The sequence below is a fragment of the Saccharibacillus kuerlensis DSM 22868 genome, assembly GCF_000378145.1.
GTDB classification, from domain to species: Bacteria; Bacillota; Bacilli; order Paenibacillales; family Paenibacillaceae; genus Saccharibacillus; species Saccharibacillus kuerlensis.
In genome coordinates, this window is the sequence record NZ_KB899277.1 from 401,622 (window position 1) to 419,792 (window position 18,171).

19 protein-coding genes are annotated in these 18,171 nt (G+C 50.6%); 5 read left to right on the top strand and 14 right to left on the bottom strand.

Annotation, left to right across the window (positions count from 1 at the left end; translation table 11 throughout):
* Nucleotides 1-204 precede the first annotated feature (204 nt).
* Genes F456_RS0101895 through F456_RS0101915 form a run of 5 tightly spaced genes read left to right on the top strand, consistent with a single transcriptional unit; the run spans nt 205 to nt 5,043 of the window.
* The gene (locus tag F456_RS0101895) at nt 205-753 is read left to right on the top strand and encodes an RNA polymerase sigma factor (RefSeq protein WP_018975309.1); all 549 of its coding nucleotides are present in this window, start codon (nt 205-207) and stop codon (nt 751-753) included.
* Nucleotides 750-1,523 (top strand): hypothetical protein, encoded by a 774-nt coding sequence (locus F456_RS0101900; RefSeq protein ID WP_018975310.1) that lies wholly within the window; start codon nt 750-752, stop codon nt 1,521-1,523. The genes F456_RS0101895 and F456_RS0101900 overlap by 4 nt, the downstream gene beginning before the upstream one ends.
* Complete coding sequence (locus F456_RS0101905) at nt 1,517-2,407, top strand: ABC transporter ATP-binding protein (protein WP_018975311.1); 891 nt, start codon at nt 1,517-1,519, stop codon at nt 2,405-2,407. The genes F456_RS0101900 and F456_RS0101905 overlap by 7 nt, the downstream gene beginning before the upstream one ends.
* Complete coding sequence (locus tag F456_RS0101910; protein WP_018975312.1) at nt 2,404-3,858, top strand: ABC transporter permease; 1,455 nt, start codon at nt 2,404-2,406, stop codon at nt 3,856-3,858. Before F456_RS0101905 ends, F456_RS0101910 begins: the two co-directional genes overlap by 4 nt.
* 15 nt (nt 3,859-3,873) lie before the next feature.
* On the top strand, nt 3,874-5,043 hold the full coding sequence (locus tag F456_RS0101915; RefSeq protein ID WP_018975313.1) for a hypothetical protein: 1,170 nt from the start codon (nt 3,874-3,876) through the stop codon (nt 5,041-5,043).
* A gap of 116 nt (nt 5,044-5,159) precedes the next feature.
* Here F456_RS0101915 and rpoD read toward each other — a convergent pair whose 3' ends face one another.
* The 14 genes from rpoD to pstB form a co-directional block, all read right to left on the bottom strand.
* Nucleotides 5,160-6,050 (bottom strand): RNA polymerase sigma factor RpoD, encoded by an 891-nt coding sequence (gene rpoD, locus F456_RS0101920; RefSeq protein WP_018975314.1) that lies wholly within the window; start codon nt 6,048-6,050, stop codon nt 5,160-5,162.
* Between the two features lie 322 nt (nt 6,051-6,372).
* Nucleotides 6,373-7,074 (bottom strand): aspartate/glutamate racemase family protein, encoded by a 702-nt coding sequence (locus F456_RS0101925; protein ID WP_018975315.1) that lies wholly within the window; start codon nt 7,072-7,074, stop codon nt 6,373-6,375.
* A 30-nt stretch (nt 7,075-7,104) separates the two neighbouring features.
* Nucleotides 7,105-7,863: a hypothetical protein gene (locus tag F456_RS0101930; protein WP_018975316.1), complete on the bottom strand. Its 759-nt coding sequence runs from the start codon at nt 7,861-7,863 to the stop codon at nt 7,105-7,107.
* On the bottom strand, nt 7,857-8,558 hold the full coding sequence (locus F456_RS0101935; protein ID WP_018975317.1) for an ABC transporter ATP-binding protein: 702 nt from the start codon (nt 8,556-8,558) through the stop codon (nt 7,857-7,859). Before F456_RS0101935 ends, F456_RS0101930 begins: the two co-directional genes overlap by 7 nt.
* Nucleotides 8,542-8,946 carry a GntR family transcriptional regulator gene (locus F456_RS0101940; protein ID WP_018975318.1) on the bottom strand — a complete coding sequence of 135 codons (405 nt, stop codon included), beginning with the start codon at nt 8,944-8,946 and terminating at the stop codon, nt 8,542-8,544. Before F456_RS0101940 ends, F456_RS0101935 begins: the two co-directional genes overlap by 17 nt.
* A 105-nt stretch (nt 8,947-9,051) precedes the next feature.
* Nucleotides 9,052-9,795 (bottom strand): ABC transporter permease, encoded by a 744-nt coding sequence (locus F456_RS0101945; RefSeq protein ID WP_229675603.1) that lies wholly within the window; start codon nt 9,793-9,795, stop codon nt 9,052-9,054.
* A gap of 1 nt (nt 9,796) precedes the next feature.
* Nucleotides 9,797-10,801: an ABC transporter ATP-binding protein gene (locus F456_RS0101950; RefSeq protein ID WP_018975320.1), complete on the bottom strand. Its 1,005-nt coding sequence runs from the start codon at nt 10,799-10,801 to the stop codon at nt 9,797-9,799.
* A gap of 201 nt (nt 10,802-11,002) precedes the next feature.
* Nucleotides 11,003-11,473 carry a transcriptional regulator NrdR gene (nrdR, locus tag F456_RS0101955; RefSeq protein WP_018975321.1) on the bottom strand — a complete coding sequence of 157 codons (471 nt, stop codon included), beginning with the start codon at nt 11,471-11,473 and terminating at the stop codon, nt 11,003-11,005.
* A 58-nt stretch (nt 11,474-11,531) separates the two neighbouring features.
* Entirely contained in the window at nt 11,532-12,092 is a 561-nt protein-coding gene (locus tag F456_RS0101960) for a lytic transglycosylase domain-containing protein (protein ID WP_018975322.1), read from the bottom strand.
* Nucleotides 12,089-12,685, bottom strand: a complete 597-nt coding sequence (gene coaE, locus F456_RS0101965; RefSeq protein ID WP_018975323.1) for a dephospho-CoA kinase — start codon at nt 12,683-12,685, stop codon at nt 12,089-12,091. Before coaE ends, F456_RS0101960 begins: the two co-directional genes overlap by 4 nt.
* Complete coding sequence (gene mutM, locus F456_RS0101970) at nt 12,682-13,530, bottom strand: DNA-formamidopyrimidine glycosylase (protein WP_018975324.1); 849 nt, start codon at nt 13,528-13,530, stop codon at nt 12,682-12,684. Before mutM ends, coaE begins: the two co-directional genes overlap by 4 nt.
* Nucleotides 13,531-13,656: 126 nt before the next feature.
* Nucleotides 13,657-16,350 (bottom strand): DNA polymerase I, encoded by a 2,694-nt coding sequence (gene polA / locus F456_RS0101975; protein ID WP_018975325.1) that lies wholly within the window; start codon nt 16,348-16,350, stop codon nt 13,657-13,659.
* 323 nt (nt 16,351-16,673) lie between these two features.
* Nucleotides 16,674-17,333, bottom strand: a complete 660-nt coding sequence (gene phoU / locus F456_RS0101980; protein ID WP_018975326.1) for a phosphate signaling complex protein PhoU — start codon at nt 17,331-17,333, stop codon at nt 16,674-16,676.
* A 34-nt stretch (nt 17,334-17,367) separates the two neighbouring features.
* Nucleotides 17,368-18,123 (bottom strand): phosphate ABC transporter ATP-binding protein PstB, encoded by a 756-nt coding sequence (gene pstB / locus F456_RS0101985; RefSeq protein ID WP_018975327.1) that lies wholly within the window; start codon nt 18,121-18,123, stop codon nt 17,368-17,370.
* Nucleotides 18,124-18,171 lie beyond the last annotated feature (48 nt).

The window sequence follows — 18,171 nt, forward strand, 5'->3', positions numbered from 1 at the left end:
ACGTACCCGACAGATCCGGAGCTTATGACTGTAAGGTGCCGCTTGACCTTTCTTCTGCCCGACCGACGCCAACGCCGGTCGGGCAGTTTTGCGCAGTCCGAGCGAACTGTACAAAAAGTTTTATCCGGTTCAAACTATTTTGCATACCATTCCGCATATGTATAAGAACATAGACATTGATGTGTAGGGAAAGCGAGGGACGCCATGGACGAGGAAATCAAATGGATTCGCCAAATACAGCACAAGTCGGACAAAAAGGCGGCCAACGCTCTCGTGGACCGATATTATCGTGAAATCTACGGCTTTGTCCGCAAGCAGACCTCAAACCCGGAGCTTGCGCTGGACCTTACACAGGAGGTTTTCATCTCTGCGCTCCAGTCGCTCCGCGGCTTTGACGGTTCCCGCGCTTCTTTTCGCACCTGGCTGTATCGGATCGCGAGCAATCGAATCGTCGACCACTACAGATCGGCGCATTACCGATATGCCGGTCAATCTCCGCCGATTGCTGAAGATTGGAGCGACGGGATCGACTTTACGCTTGAGGTCGAACGACGCGACGAAGCGCAGCAGGTACTGGACGCCGCTCAGAGACTGGAGCCGACCGCACAGCTTATTTTCCGTTTGAAATTTTTCGCCGATTGTACGTTTTCAGAGATCGCCGGACTGCTGAAGCTTTCCGAATCCACCGTCAAATCCAAATATTATGCCTTGATTCGCAAAATCCAACACGAACTTGGAGGCGACCGATCATGAACAAGAATCATTTCCCTATCGATCCACCGGAAGAAGACGTCATCGCAGCGCAGATACGGCAGATTGTTGATACGGCGCTTGCTCCGAATGAATCTTTCCCGGTCTTTCTATGGCGCATGTACAAGCAGCTCGGCTTCCGTCATCTGTTCCGGGACTGGACCGAGATTTTGTTCACGCTGCTGCTGTTCATCTCGCTCGGTATATTGACTGCATTAGCGGCGGCCGACCAACCTTCCTTCGCCGCAGAGCGCGCTTACGCTTTTATCTTCATGCTGTCGCCGCTTGTGTACCTGGCCCTGTCGCTGCTGTTCTTCGTACGCCGTATGCAGGATCCCATACATGAAGTGGAAATGAGCTGTACGTACAGCGGACAACAGATCGCTTCGCTGCGCATGCTGGTGTTTGGTGCGGCCGCGCTGCTGATCAACTCCGGTGTACTGATCTTCCTGCGGCTTCGGCTGGATACCGGTACTTTCAACCTGCCACTTGCGCTGACCCTGTCTGCCGCTTCGCTTCTGCTGTTCGCATCGCTTTTTCTGTACGTGCTGCTGCGGGTGCGTTCGAATATGATGCGGATTGTCCTCGGCTCAAGTTATGCGGCATTATGTATCCTGCTGCTTGGACCGAACGAGAGCGGTTCTTTTTTCTCGCCTGACTCTATTCCCTTTTATCTCTACCTGCCGCTCGGTGCCCTGTTCGCTTTCTTTTTCCTGAAAAATCTGCGCCGGCTCGCCGATCTGCAGCGTCAAGGAGGACATTTTTCATGCTAAACGTTCATCAGGTAAGCAAAAATTTCGGCAGCTTCCAAGCTCTGCGGAGCATTGATCTTGAATTTGCGAACGGCGTCTACGGACTGCTCGCTCCCAACGGAGCAGGCAAAACGACACTGATCAAGATGCTGGCCACGCTGCTGTTTCCGTCGGAAGGCGAAATTACGTATAACGGCGAAAATATCACGGCGATGGACGCCCGCTACCGTAATCTGCTTGGCTATCTGCCCCAGCAGTTCGGCTACTACAAAAACGATTCGCCGCAAAAGTATCTGACTTACATCGCCGCGCTCAAAGGCATGTCCCAGGCGGAAGCATCCCCCAGGATCGCCGAGCTGCTGAAATTGGTCGCACTGGAAGACGTCGCAGGCAAAAAGATGAAAAAGTTTTCCGGCGGTATGATCCAGCGCGTCGGGATTGCCCAAGCGATGCTGAACGACCCGAAGATTCTGATTCTCGACGAGCCAACTGCGGGTCTTGATCCCAAAGAACGGGTGAGATTCCGTAATCTGCTGACTTCGCTGGCCCGTGACCGGATCGTCATTCTGTCCACGCATATTGTGTCGGATGTGGAGCCGATCGCCGGCGAGGTCATCATGATCAAAGACCAACGGATTCTTTACAAAGATACGGTAGACCATCTGTGCCGCCGAATCGAAGGCCGGGTGTTCGAAACGTACGTCGAGCATGACGAAGCGGAAACCTTCCGTTCACGCTATTTGTCACTGTCCGAGAAGCAGGAATCATCACGGCTCAAAATCCGTTTCCTGCACGAAGGCGAAGCCATGCCAGGTTGGACGCCGGTCATGCCCAATCTGGAGGATCTGTTCATCTACACTTACCGGGACGGGCAGGAACAGGAAGACAAGGAGCCGGCGAAATGAACGGATTAACAGATTCATTTCCTACTTCAAGGAGCCGAATCCCCCTCTGGCTGCGATTGATCGGATACGAGCTGCGCAAAAGTCTGCGGGGACCTGTCGTACCGGCTCTGTGTGCGGCTTTTCTGCTGCTGAACGTTTTCGTTATGCTTACTGCCAATGCTTTCCCGCTGCGCGGTGAAATCAAGATGCTGAGCGGAATTGCGGAAAAATACGGCATCCGTACGGAAGAGCCCGGGTACACTCAGCTGCAAGCAGACTACCGGAGCGGTATGGAACATTTAAACGAGATTGCTGTGGAAAAAGAAGGGGTTACGTATGAGCATGCTGCGGATTTTTGGGCGGCCCAATCAGGAAAAGCGGCCGGTTCCACTGCGAGCGATCCGACTGACTCAACTGACGCCCTGCCTCCTGACCCGTCCACAGTGCCGCCGTCCCATCCCTCAGTGTTGTCTAACCCGACTACCGTGCTGCCTGACTCGAATCCGCAAAATAATGGCTTTGGCGTTCCCTATACGGAGGAGGAGCTGGACGAGTTTTACCTCACAGCCGTCATGGAGTGGTATGCTGTGACACCCGATACCGAAGCTTTTTACCGTAATCTCGATGTGCAGAACTACGCCGAATTCCAAATCGGTAAATTCGGTCTCAGCGGGTCAGCGGCGGATGTCATTCGGGAACAGTACGCAAAACTGGATGAACGGACCGAAGAAATCGTCTCAAGCGGCGATCATGGAGCGCTATTTTTTCCGGGGCCTATGTACAAAATGCACAGCCTACTGTTTAAAACGATGCTCGGATTCCTGATCTTCGAAAGTCTGCTGCTTACCGTACTCGTCACTGGCACGATCGCCAAATACGAGTTCGAACAGCGTACCGCTGCCGTTGTATATGCGACTCGGCGCGGCAGGCGGACAGCGGCTGACAAACTGCTGGCTTCGCTGTCCGCCTCTTTTCTGCTGACTGCCGGACTGTGCGCTGTCACCCTACTCATCTTTTTCGGTATTTACGATTACGGAGGCCTGTGGAACGCACCGATCAGCAGCTACTTCAATATGGAACTGGACTTCCCTTATCTGACCTGGACCCCTCTGACCGTGCGCACGTATCTGCTGTCCGCGCTCGTACTTATTGCGGTAGTTCAACTGATCTTTGCAGCGCTGTCGTTCGTATTATCTGGGTTTTTGAAAAACAGCTACTATGTATTTGCAGGATTTGCGCTGTGTTACGGACTGTTCGTGATGCTGCCTTCGATCGTACCGAGAGATGCTTCATTTTGGATCTACAGCATGTTCACGCCGTTTTATCTGATCCTCAATCCGCATGGATTGTTTATGGGCGCAGGGACGCTGCTGTATGAAGGCAAAGAATGGATCACACTGAGTGTCTGGAGCGGGATGATAGGCTTTGCGGTACTGCTGGGTTTAAAAAGGTTTGGCAGGCAAAATCTGTAGAGGGGAGGCTTGGTTATGAGAGTGATTTTACACGAGATAAGGCATATCTTCCGTCCGGGAACGCTGATTTTACTGCTGGCGTTCAACCTGCTTTTTTATTGGATGTACCTCGGCTTTTATTTTCAACATTTTCCGAACGGAAGGCCAAGTATGGATACCTATGACATTCAGCTTAAGATGGTCGAGCGGTTCGGCAGTCGGATGGATGCAGAGGAATTTCAAGTTTTTAAAGCTGAGTATGAACAGAGAAAGCTCGTAGCCGACGAACGTATTGCCGGAGATCCGGAGTTCGCGAAATACGGATTTCATAACTATGAACAGTATCAAACCCGGGCAGGAGAAAATCCTTTTAGCGAACTTGATGAACATATCGACTTTTCCTTATCAAGCGACCCGAATACTTTGGGAAGTTTATTCTGGGAACTCCAATCTAGAGAATGGATGATCGAAGCTTATGAAGGAGGAGGAGAAGCGGAGTTGATTCAGTGGCGAGCCCTTGAATCCTCCCCTGCCGTATTGGAAACCGTGCAGCGGCGAATCGACGACGGATCAATGACTTCCATACAAAGCGATACAGCAGTCCGTTATTATCTGGATGTTCTCCAGTACTCTTCTCTGCTTGCGCTGGTCAGCGTCCTGTTGATTACCGTGCCGCTGTTTCTTAGAGATCGACACAACGGCTTGATCCAGCTTCAATATGCTTCAGCGACAGGCAGACGTTTATTCGGCAAAAAGATCGCGGCGGCACTGTGTTCGGCTTTTTTGGTCCTCAGCGTACAACTTGCCGTATTGGCCGTTTTGTTTTCACAAAAAAATATCGACGTCTTTTATCACATAAAATTGCATTCTTATTTGAACTTTTGGCCGGTCTCTTGGTTCGATCTGACCTTTATTCAATATATTATGCTGACAATCGCCGCCGTCTATATCGTTTGTCTGCTCGCTGTGCTGGTCACCGCTTTGCTATCCAGTGTCGTACCGAACTATATGGCGATCATCGGCAGCTTAGCTATGCTTGTCGTCGTCTTCGTCTATTGGGGCAGACAACCGCTGATTACCGATCTAACCACCATAAACTATGATCGCCTTACTCAGCCTCTGCTGTATGGAGGACTAATGCTCGTCATCTCCGGTACACTGATTTTCCGCTGGCGACGGGAAAAAGCTTCGGATATTGTAGGTTAGCGCTATATGTATGATACATGTAATTCAAGTGAAACCGAGGCGATATTCGTTTCTTTCACACAAAAAGACCCGCTTCTCCGTAGAGATGCGGGTCTTCTGTGTATTTCATGCAGATCCTACTCCAGGTAACCCTTGAGGATCTTGCTGCGGCTAGGGTGTCTCAGCTTGCGCAGTGCTTTCGCTTCGATCTGACGAATACGTTCGCGTGTAACGCCGAACTCTTTGCCGACTTCTTCGAGCGTGCGGGCACGGCCGTCTTCAAGTCCAAAGCGCAGACGCAGTACGTTTTCTTCGCGCTCAGTGAGCGTGTCGAGTACTTCTTCGAGCTGTTCGCGCAGCAGACCTGCTTCTGCAAACTTCGAAGGTGCGATCGCTTCTTTATCTTCGATAAAATCGCCCAGCTTGGAATCCTGCTCGTCGCCGATTGGTGTCTCAATCGAAACCGGATCTTGAGCAATTTTCATGATGTCGCGGATCTTTTCTTCGGTCATTTCCATAGCTTTGGCCAATTCTTCAACCGATGGTTCGCGTCCAAGTTCCTGCAGCATCTGACGGGATACGCGCATGAATTTATTCATGGTTTCGACCATGTGCACCGGAATGCGGATCGTTCTGGCTTGGTCAGCCAGTGCACGGGTGATCGCTTGACGAATCCACCATGTCGCATACGTACTAAATTTGAAGCCCTTCGTATGGTCGAATTTCTCGACGGCCTTGATCAGACCCATATTGCCCTCTTGAATCAGGTCGAGCAGCATCATGCCCCGGCCTACATAACGTCTGGCAATACTGACAACGAGACGCAGGTTGGCCTCAGCCAATCTCCGTTTTGCTTCTTCGTCACCCTGCACGATACGCTCGGCAAGGGAGATTTCTTCAGTGGCGGACAGAAGGGGCGTGCGCCCGATCTCCTTCAGGTACATCCGTACGGAGTCGTCGCTTCCCGCACCGGTTAGAACGGCCTCTTCCGGAATCTGAGCGGATTCGGTTTCCAGGTTTCGATCCATATATAGTTTCCCCTTCCTAACAAAATTAAGGTTTAATTCTTTAGTCATAAGATTTGATTTTTTAGTAAATTAAGGGTTGATTCTTTAGTAATTCGTACCAAAAATTATTTGACAATAAAATCAATCCGTGCTATGATTTTAATATATTTGTTTATAAACAACTAAATTACGGACAGCTATTAGTGTAACATATTTTCTGTTGAAAATCAACTGGATAATATGTTTTTTTATTTCATTCCTTGTATCTCTTACGATTAACACAAAAAGAGACTTTCAGAATCGAAATCTTCTGAAAGTCTCTTTTTTTATTTTTGCTACCTATTTAAAGATTCGGCAGATCCAGCGCTTTATGTACGGAAGCCTTCGCATGCAGCTTAGTCGTATCGAAAACAGGGACCTGAGAATCCTGCGGCCCGATCAGCAGTCCAATCTCCGTACAGCCGAAAATGATCCCTTCCGCTCCCTGCTTCATAAGACCGCGTATCGTTTCTGCGTAATAGTCTCGCGAACTTTCCCGAATCTCACCCAAGCATAACTCTTCGTAAATGATCCGGTTGACTTCAGCACGCTGCCCTTCATCCGGCGTCAGTACATCAATCCCATGAGCTTCGACCGCAGAGCGGTAAAAATCCTGCTCCATCGTATACCGCGTGCCAAGCAGTCCTACTGTCTGCAGGCCAGCCGCACGTACCGCTTCCGCAGTAACGTCAGCGATATGCAGCAGCGGAATATCCGCTTCCGCTTCGATCGCTTCCGCCACTTTGTGCATGGTGTTGGTACAGAGTACGATAAAGTCCGCCCCTGCCCGCTCCAGCGAAGAAGCAGCCGCTCCAAGCTTGCGGCCTGCGGATTCCCAATCCCCTTCTGCTTGGAAGCGTTCGATCTCTGCAAAATCCACACTGTACAGGATACACTCTGCTGAATGCAGTCCTCCCCGTTTTTGCTTAACCTCTTCGTTGATCAGCCGATAATATTCTGCGGAAGATTCCCAGCTCATGCCTCCGATTAGACCGATTTTTTTCATTTCAATCTCCTCTCCTCTTACCTTAGCCGCTCAATCAACCTTTACACGGTTATCGATCAGCTTGACTGTCAGCCATATGAACACTGCCCCGACGACAAGTTTGAATATGAATCTCAGCAGGCCTGTTCTGAAACTTTGCGACGGTAAGATCATCTGCGATTGATCTTCAATACGGAACCCGGTTAGCGCCTGGCTGCTCAGACCACCAAAAAAATGATTCTCTGCCCAAGAGATCAGGCTGCTGAGCAGGACAATCACCGCTAGAGCGATCAGAATGCGGCCTTTGAATTTTATGCTTTCTGTCAACGCCATAACCAACAGCAGCAGCGTCAGCAGAAACAGGGTGGCCCAGAGAATGATCAACAAGGCGCCAAGCGGCAGCGGAATCGATGAATTCCAATTCACCGTAAAAGCCCCCAGTCGCCAAAGTTCCTCCAGAATGCCAACGGAATCATAATACAACACCTGCAGTCCCGCAATTGCCAACAATACGGCATTGAGCAGTACTCCGTAAAGCAAAGCAGCTCCTATATAATGAATGCTGCCCAGCGGAACGAGCCGGCGGCCAATGGAACAAATATTTGCCTGAAAGCCCCTGCAGGTCGCGATTAGAATTAAAATTCCAAAAAACGTATACATCATAAAGCTTAATACAGCTTTTGCAGTCACACTTGTGGTGATGCTTTTTGTTCCGAGTTCGATTACGAGCAGCCCTAACAGCAGTGCGATCGTGCCTCCCAGCAGCACATACATATCTCGCTTCAAATCATATTTGAGCAGTCTCAGCATTCGGCATACACCTCTTTGAACAATTGATCCACGCTTTTTCCCGAGGTCAGACGGATCCGTTCCACATCTTCCCGTAGTACCAGACTTCCGTCCTTGATCATCAGCACTTCGTCGAATATTCGCTCAATATCCGCAATAAGATGCGTCGAGACGATAACGCTGCTGTCCTCTTCGTAGAACTCCACCAACGCATCGAGAATGTGATCGCGCGCAACCGGATCAACCCCTCCGATCGGCTCATCCAGCAGATACAGAGAAGCCCGGCGTGACAGCGCAAGTGTCAGCTGCAGACGCTCCTGCATGCCTTTGGACAATGAAGACGTTTTGTCTTTTCTGGAGAGCTTCATAAAATCAAGCATCCGTTTTGATTTGTCTGGATCAAAGTCGGGGAAGAAATCTTTCTGAAAATTCAGCGCCTCTCCCACCGTCATCCATGACTCAAACTGCGGCTTGTCGGGCATAAACGATACACGAGCTTTGGACTGTACCCCCGGTTCATCTCCCAACACCCGTACTTTACCGGAGTCGGGCCGAATAAGGCCGGCCGCAATCCGCATCAGCGTCGATTTACCGCTGCCGTTACTGCCGAGCAGCCCGACGATCCGGCCGGGGTTCACTGATAGGGAAATGCCCTGCAGTGCGGCTTTGCTGCCAAATTTCTTGCTCACCGTTTCGAATTCAAGCAGTTGTTCCACTATGACTGCCTCCCGGTTCGCGCTTACCGTCTTCTACAGACTCCGCCACGATTTTTACGATATTGTCACCATCAAATCCCAGCTCCCGCATACCGCCGATAAAACGCTCAAGCAGTTCGGAAGCCATCTCTTTTTTGATACTCATGATCTTCTCATCCTCGCTTGTTACGAACCGCCCCAGACCCCGGCGGCTCTCTGCCACCCCTTCACGCTCGAGCTCTTGAAACGTTCGCTGAATCGTGTTCGGATTGATCTTCAGCTCGGAAGCCAGCTCGCGTACCGAAGGAATTTTCTCTCCGGGTCCCAATTTGCCGGTCACGATTTGCAGTTTGATATAGTTCATAATCTGAAGATAAATCGGCAGATTATTATTGAATTCGATAGTCACGTCTGACGTTCACACCTTTCCGCATGCCGGTTCGCGTACAGGCCGCACGGTCGGATACGATCGAATTCGAATGTATTCCTTTCATGCTGCTGCCACCCGGCTTCATCAAGCCACGTCCCGGCGTCTGAACACAGTATACCCTGCCGCTATAAACAGCGCCATGTATGCAGCTAATACGATCAGCGAGAACCCAACCGTCATGCCTGGAATCGGAGGTCCCATTGTTCCGTAAACGGACAAGTCCGCATTTGGAAACAATACATACTTATAAAATTCTCTGAAAATCACAATTCCGCTAAACATAGTACTTGCCAGTCCTATCCCGATCGCTACGCCGGTCGAACGAGTCAGTGCACCGACCATAAAGGTCAACGTCACATATACCAGCGCGTATACAAATCCGTATGCCCCCTGCTGCAGCACATTCAACCATTCCGCTGCCGTTCCTCCAAAGCCGAATGCAATTCCGCCTGATACATAAAGTGCAGCTCCTGCTATCAAAGTCATCATCAGCGTATAAAAGACCGCCACTATATATTTGGATACGAAAATTTGACCCCGACTGCGGGAGCGGATCAGCAGAAATTTGATGGTCCCCTGTGCATATTCTTGAGCGATCATGCCGGCTGTTCCAATGATCGATAAAATAGCGACAAATTGGCCCAGTCCTGAAGCATTTAACATGCCCGCCAGATAAACGGTGACTGAATCCATCTCCGCCACATTCGTTGAAAATTTGTACAGCATGAACGTGACCCCAGCTCCAATCACAGCTAACATAAGCGGCGGTATCCAGAAGCTTCTTTTTTTCGTCAGCTTCAGCCATTCGTTCTGAATCAATCTCGTCATATTACGCAATTTGGTTACCTCCCGTCCACTGCAGGAATTCGTCTTCCAACGTCTTCTTCGTCTCGGAGATCCGGTACACGGCTACATCGGCATGACGTAGAGCATCGATCAGAGCCGGCACTTCACGATCTTCCGTCTGGCAGATCAACTCCGACTTCGACTCACGGACTTCCGTTACCTGAACCGTCTCCAGCGCTTCAAGTACCTGTCTTGCCGTCTCCAGCTTGTCTACTCGAATCTGCAGTTCCGGCAGTGCTCCCACTCTTCCTTGTTCGCCGATATGCTGCTCCGTAACGAAACGTCCGTTTTGGATCACGACGACTCGAGTGCACATCTGCTCAACTTCAGACAGCAGGTGACTGGAGACCAAAATAGCCATTCCTTCCGCCTGTGCAATCTTTTTCAGATAATCCCGCATTTCGCGAATGCCTGCCGGATCAAGACCGTTGGTTGGCTCATCCAGAATCAGCAGCTTAGGCCGGTCGAGCAGCGCCTGCGCAATACCGAGACGCTGCCGCATGCCAAGCGAATAGGCTTTGACTTTCTTATGCAGAGCTTCCTGCAAACCGAGCAGCGTGATTACTTCCATAATCCGCTGCTCGGTGACCGAATCAGTCATTCGCGCCGCCTGCTTCAGATTATCGTAGCCGCTCATATACGGATAAAATTCCGGATTTTCAATGATTCCGCCTACATGGACAATCGCTTCCTTGAAATGCTTCTGAATGCTTCTTCCTGCGATCTGTACGTCGCCTTCGCTAATCCCGATCAGTCCGGTCATCATACGAATTGCCGTTGTCTTACCCGCTCCATTGGGTCCCAAAAGACCAACAATCTCACCGGTATGTACGTCGAACGATAACTTGTCCACGATCGTTTTTCTTCCGATTCGTTTGGTTACATTCTGAAGCCGAAGTACCGGTTCTGCTCCGCCAACTTGCCTAGGTTGATTCGATTGGTTTGATTGGTTTGATTGACTCATTTTGTTTGATTGCGCTGCATTCATTTGTTCACCCTCCATTTTCATGTACTAGTGTTATACTTAAATAGTACACTAACACTTAAAAGTTGTAAACCTTCAATTTCAAAAAAATACCAAACAAAAGCAGCCCATTCCGATCCGCCTTCTGCCAGCATGCAAAAAAGGCGTTTGTTCCCCCAGTTAGGAAACAAACGCCCTCGCCAAAAATCAAATACTCAAGTCTAATTAGCCTTCCAACCCGCCGTCTTTGGACAGCAGCGTCTTCAGCTCTTTCATAAACATATTGATATCTTTGAACTGCCGGTACACTGAAGCAAAGCGTACATAAGCAACTTCATCTACCGGATACAACTCCTGCATGACCTGCTCGCCGATACTGCGGCTCTCGATCTCCGCTACTGCGGTATTGCGCAGCGAACGCTCGACTCTGGAAACGATCGTTTCCAATTGGTCGATCGATACCGGACGTTTCTCGCAGGCACGGATCAGACCGCGCAAAATCTTATCACGGCTGAATTCTTCGCGGCTGCCATCTTTCTTGATGACAATCAGCGGAGTTTCTTCCACCATCTCGAACGTCGTAAATCTTCGGCCGCAGCTTTCGCATTCGCGTCTTCTTCGGATCGATTTGTTCTCATTGGCCGGTCTTGAATCCAGTACCCTTGTACCGCTGTAATCGCAATAAGGACATTTCAAATGTCTTCACTTCCTTTCTACCGGCGGCTCGGAATATACCGGGCCGCCTCCGTCCGGTTCAAAATGTCTCGTAAACCTTTGTATACTGATTATAATAGTAAACGACCCGCTGTATATAGTGCCGGGTCTCCCCAATCGGGATATCCCGCACATTTTCCAGCGTTCCGTCCCAAGTTCCTTCTTTCAACCATTTTTTGACGTTACCCGGTCCGGCGTTGTAAGCAGCAATAACTTCCAGACTGTTGTCGCCAAATTGATTCGACAAATTGCGCAAATACCAGGTTCCGATTTCAATATTGGTTGCAGGCTCGTGTTTGATACGGTCATGGGTCGCTTCGGGGAGCTTTCCCTGCTCAATCGCCCAATCTGCCGTATCCGGCATCAGCTGCATGACCCCCATTGCACCGACACGGGATTCCTTACTCGACTTAAAATTGGTTTCCACCCGAATAATCGAAGCGATCAGGAAGGGGTCGATATTGTAGGAATCGGATTGTTTCCGAATCTCTTCCTTGTAACCGATCGGATAAACCCAGGCCATCCAGCCGCTGCTGAAAAAGAGTGCAATCAGCATAAGCAGAAATAGAGGGAGAACAAATCGTTTCTTCACCATTCTCATCGCGACCTCAGTTTTTCCAACAGTTCTTCCACTTGACGTTTCGTGTCTTCCATGGAACCGCTGTTGTCGATCACATAATCGGCTCTGTGCTTCTTCTCTTCGATATCAAGCTGGGAGTTCAGCCGGCTGTCCGCTTGTTCCGGCGACAGCTTGTCTCGCAGCATTAATCGGGATCGCTGCACTTCTTGAGGAACATAGACCACGACGATCTTCTCGTACAGCTCTTCCAGCCCCGACTCGTACAGCAGAGGAATGTCTGCGGCGACGATCACGTTCGGGCTTGCCGCTTCCCAAGCTTCTACCTGTCGACGGATTTCGGCCCGGATTGCAGGATGTACAATCGCATTCAGCGCCTCGCGCTCCTCCGGTCGATTAAAGATATGCTCCGCCATTCGGCGACGGTCCAGTCCGCCTTCCGGCAGCAGAAATTCCGGTCCGAAACGCTTGGCGACAGCTTCCAACAGCGGCTGTCCCGGGTTCATAACGTTGCGTGCGATCACATCGGCATCAACGATCCGTACGCCTTCGGCTTCGAGCAGGCGCGAGACTGTACTCTTGCCGGTTGCAATGCCTCCAGTGAGTCCGATTCTCATGCTCGGATTCCTCCTTCATTCGGCTTCTGACATTCCGGACAATAATGCGTCCCTCTACCGCCGACTACAATGCGCTCCACCGGCGTCCCACAGTTGTGACACGGCTGTCCTTTACGTCCGTAAATGCGATGCTGATCTTGGAAAGATCCTGATTCCCCTTGGCCGTTCACATAGGATTTAACCGAAGAACCTCCAGCCGCTACCGCTTCGGTCAAAATATCCACAATGCAGCGGTGCAGCTTTTTCAGTTCTTCCGCATTCAGGCTTCCGGCTGCACGCTCAGGATGCAGTCCCGCACGAAACAATGTCTCGTCCACATAAATATTCCCGATTCCGGCGACCACTTCCTGGTTAAGCAGCACAGTCTTGATCCGATTCTTCTTCCCTGCCAGCTTCGCACCCAGTGCTGCTGCAGTAAACTCCGGTGCCAAAGGCTCCAACCCCAGCTTATGCAGCGGCGCACCCATAAATTCCTCGCCTATAGGCAGCAAATCCATCGTTCCGAACTGCCGGACATCGCGATATCGCAGTTCCGTACCGTCATTAAAATGGAAGATGACATGAGTATGCTTTTCGACCGGATCTGCGGCATCATACACTCCGTAACGCCCTTCCATCCGCAGATGGGATACGATGACCCACCCGTCAAGATTGATGCGCAGAAATTTGCCGCTGCGTTCGATATTACGGATTGTCTGGCCTTCCAGCAGCGCAGCGAATAATGCAGGATCTTCGGGCCGCCGTACGATCCGGGGCAGAGACACGGTCACTCGCTCGATTTTTTTGCCGGCGACCAGCATATTTAGCGTCCGTTTGACGGTTTCGACTTCAGGTAATTCCGGCATGCTTTATCACCTTTCCTGTATGACCCCGCGAAGATATTCTCCCGTTGATCGGCGAAGTGTCTTCGCGGACTGATTCTGAGACGTTCTCTGATTTGAATTTGCTTTAATTTTGCTTTTAATTTAATTTTATTTGGCCTCGTACCAGTTGCTGCCGAAGCTGACATCCGCTTTCAGTGGCACGGACAGCTTCAGTGCACCTTCCATTGTTTCCGGCAGAAGCTTTTTCATCAGCTCCAGCTCGTCTTCCGGAACCTCGAAAACCAGTTCGTCATGTACTTGGAGCAGCATACGGCTTTTCAGTCCGCGCTCGCGAAGTACGGCATCCACCTGAACCATCGCCAGCTTGATAATGTCCGCGGCGGTACCTTGTATCGGTGTATTCATAGCCGTACGTTCCGCAAATGAGCGCTGAGCGAAATTCCGGTTATGGATATCCGGCAGATAACGTCTGCGTTCCAGCAGCGTTTTGACGTAACCGTCCTTTTTCGCTTCTTCCACGATATCGTGCATATACTGTTGTACGCCCTTGAATACGGCAAAATACTGCTCAATGAATTCTGCAGCCTGCTTCCGCGTAATCCCAAGATTTTGCGACAATCCGTAATCACTGATTCCGTATACAATGCCGAAGTTAACAGCTTTGGCCGAGCGGCGCATATTCGAGTCTACTTGATCTTTCGTTACACCGAATACGTCCATCGCCGTTTTCGTATGAATATCCATATCGTTCAGGAAGGCATCTTTTAATCGCTCATCATCCGAGATGTGTGCCAGAACCCGCAGTTCGACCTGTGAATAGTCCGCTGCCAGAATGGTCCAGCCCGGTTCTGATGGCACAAACGCTTTGCGAATTTTACGGCCTTCTTCCAACCGGATCGGAATATTTTGCAAATTCGGATACTGGCTGCTGAGACGTCCGGTCGCGGTAAGCGCTTGACGATAATACGTATGGACCTTACCCGTCTCCGGACGAATTTCTTTCAGCAGGCCGTCGATATAAGTCGACTGCAGCTTGGACAGCTGGCGGTACTGCAAAATCACCCGTACAATTTCGTGATAAGGTGCCAATTCTTCCAGCACCTTCGCATCGGTCGAATAGCCGGTTTTGGTTTTCTTTTTCACCGGAAGCCCCAGCTTGTCGAACAGAATCTCGCCGAGCTGACGCGTCGAATTGATATTGAATTCCATACCGGCATGTTCGTAGATCTCGGACTGCAGCCGCTTGATTTCAATCTCGAACTCTCCGCCCAATGCTTCCAGATCGTCCGGATTGACCGCGATGCCCTGCTTCTCCATATCCGCAAGAATACGTGACAGCGGCATCTCCAGTTCGAAGAACAATCGGTTCATTTCAAAACTTTCCAGCAGCTCCCGCTGCTTAGGAATAATCGCTTCAATCGCTTCCGCTTTGCGTGCCGAGTGTGCAGCCAACGTCTCCGCGTCCGGCCAAGTGAACTTGGCCCCGCGTCCGTAAACTTCATCGTCTTCAGTTAGCGCCGGAAGTTCGTATTTGACCGCCAGTCCGCTGACATTTGTCGCGGTCTCCGTCGGATCAATCAAATACGCCGCAAGCTGGGAATCAAACGCCGCACCTGCAAATCGGATACCATGCCAATGCAGCACCAGATCAAGCCGGTGCAGGTCGTAGCCGCTTTTCGACGCCGCAGGATCTTCCAGCCAGTCCAGTACCGGCGAAGCTTTCGGAGATTTGAGCAGGTCGAAGGACACGTAATAGTAACGCTCTCCCCCGTGCAGCATCAGTCCGACCAGTTCGGCATGATGAGGGTTGTCGCCGTGTGTTTCGGCATGGATCACTTCCACATTCGGCAGGAATTCTGCCAGTTCGCCAAGCGATTCTTCGTCCGCAATGCGTACGTCGAGTGATGGGCGCTCGGCGGCTTTCGAAGCAGGCTCTGCAAAAGGATCGTCATTTGCTTCCGCACCTTCGCCTCCGTCCGCATAAGGAATTTTTTCGATCAGCGAGTTGAACTGCAGCTTGCGCAGAACAGGTACCGCCGCTTCGCGATCCGCACCGGCATAGGCCAGCTCATTCCACTCGATTGGCAGCGGCACATCACAGAAAATAGTCGCCAGCTTTTTGCTCATTCTCGCGCTTTCCGCGTTCTCTTCGATCCGCTCTTTCTGCTTGCCTTTCAATTTGTCGGTATTTGCAAGCAGATTTTCAACGCTGCCGTATTCGTGCAGCAGTTTCAGTGCCGTCTTCTCTCCGACTCCCGGCACACCAGGAATGTTATCGGACGAGTCGCCCATCAGCCCTTTAAGATCGATGATCTGCTCCGGTGTCAGACCAAAACGCTCTTTAATCTGCTCAGGCCCATGAGGCAGCACATCGCCAACTCCTTTGCCTTTGAGCAGATTGATTCTTACGTATTCCGAAGCAAGCTGCAGTACGTCTTGATCGCCGCTCACAATGACCGTTTCGCACTTCTCGCTGTCCGCCCGCTTCGCAAGCGTACCCATAATATCGTCCGCTTCATAATTTGTCAGTTCGTACTGCTTAATGCCGAGGGCCTCGATCAGTTCTTTCAACAGAGGGAACTGCGAGCTGAGCTCTGGCGGTGTCTTCTGACGTCCCGCTTTGTATTCGCCGAACGTCTCGTGTCGAAATGTCGTCTTACCCGCATCGAACGTAACCAGAATATGTGTTGGTTTCTCGTCCTGGAGCAGCCGAAGCAGCATCAGCATAAAACCGTATACCGCATTGGTCGGCCGCCCATCGGCCGTCTGCAGCGGAGCAGTAATACCGTAGAAAGCCCGGTAGATCAAATTGTTGCCGTCGATCATCATTAATTTGTCCATGCGCAACCTCCGTAGGTGTAATCTTCGTAATTCCATCATATCATTAAACGCAGCAAAAGCCGAACCCCGCGTTTGCGAAAGACCGGCAGTAAAACCGGGACAAAGCCGCCCCTCTCATATGCTCTTACAGTCTTTGCTTTTAACAATCCGAGCCTGACTATCAATAGGCAGCCCCTGCAGCCGACGTAATAACCGCCAGCGAAAATCCTCAGCCCAGCGGCCAGGACCATTCAGGTATAGGCTTCAATAAATCCCAAACGAAAAACCCGCTCTGCCGGCAGGGAGCACCGGAAAGCGGGCATCAATACGAATCGTGTTAAAAATTACGAATTAAGGTCCGGCCGGCGGCCGGTTACGAGAAAGACAACATTTTCACCGATATTGGTCGCATGGTCAGCAATCCGTTCAATGTAGCGACCGACCATTTGGAGCAGCATCATTTGAGGCGCGGATTCCGGTTTGTCGAGCAGCAGCGTGTACAGTTCGCGCAGCATAGCGCTATACAGCTCATCGACTTCGTCATCATCTTTTGCCATTTTGTAAGCAAGGTCGGTATTTTCATCCATATACGAACGAATCGATTCCGAGATCATCGTGGAAGCAATGCTCGCCATATGAGGAATGTCAATTAACGGCTTCACTAAAGGTTGTCCGTCCATACGAATTGTTACTCTAGCGATATCACGAGCCAGGTCGCCCATCCGTTCCAAATCGCTTGAGATTTTAAACGCTACAATAATTCGGCGAAGGTCTTTTGCAACGGGCTGCTGCGTAATGATAAGCTGCGAACCGAGTTCCAAAATTTCTTCTTCCATCGCGTTTAACTCGGCATCCCGGCGATTGACTTCTTCAGCCTTTGCCAGATCGGAATTTTTGAGCGATTCAACAGCTTCTTTTAACGCTCCGTCCACATGTGTACCCATTCTGATTAGCAGTTCACGAAGCTGATTCAATCCCTCGTCAAAGTCTGTTCTGCGGGCCATATCGCAACAACCTCCTTACCTTATTATATGTTCTTTACCCAAACCGGCCGGAAATGTAATCTTCCGTGCGCGAATCTTCCGGCGTGGAGAATAAGGTTTTTGTTTCCGCCGCTTCAATGACCTCGCCATTCAGGAAAAAGACGGTCTTATCAGAAACCCGAGCCGCTTGATGCATATTGTGTGTAACCATAACAATAGTATAACGATTTTTAATTTGACGAATCAGTTCTTCAATCTTAGCTGTTGAAATTGGGTCAAGCGCCGAAGTGGATTCGTCCATCAGCAGAACGTCAGGCTTTACGGCAAGCGCGCGTGCGATGCACAGACGCTGCTGCTGACCGCCGGACAAGCCCAAAGCCGAGCGTTTCTGGAAGTCTTTGACTTCGTCCCACAGTGCTGCTTGTTTCAAACTTTCTTCAACAATCTCATCCAATTCGGACTTCTTCTTGATCCCTTGAAGACGCGGTCCGTAGGCTACGTTCTCGTAAATGGATTTTGGAAAAGGATTCGGCTGCTGGAATACCATGCCTACACGTTTGCGCAGCGATTCCACTTCCATATTCTTATCGTAAATGTCAGCGCCGCCGAGGGACACCAGTCCTTCAATCCGGGTTCCGGCAATCTGATCGTTCATCCGGTTCAGTGTCCGGAGGAGCGTCGACTTGCCGCAGCCCGAAGGACCGATAAAGGCAGTTGCCGCTTTTTCGGGAATATCCAGGTTGACGCTTTTAAGTGCATGAAATTGCTCGTAATACAGATCCAAGTTTTCGGTACGGATAATCGGTTCCATTCTTCTGAGTCTCCTTCGCGGTTCTCCTCAAGCCAGTTTATCTTTGGA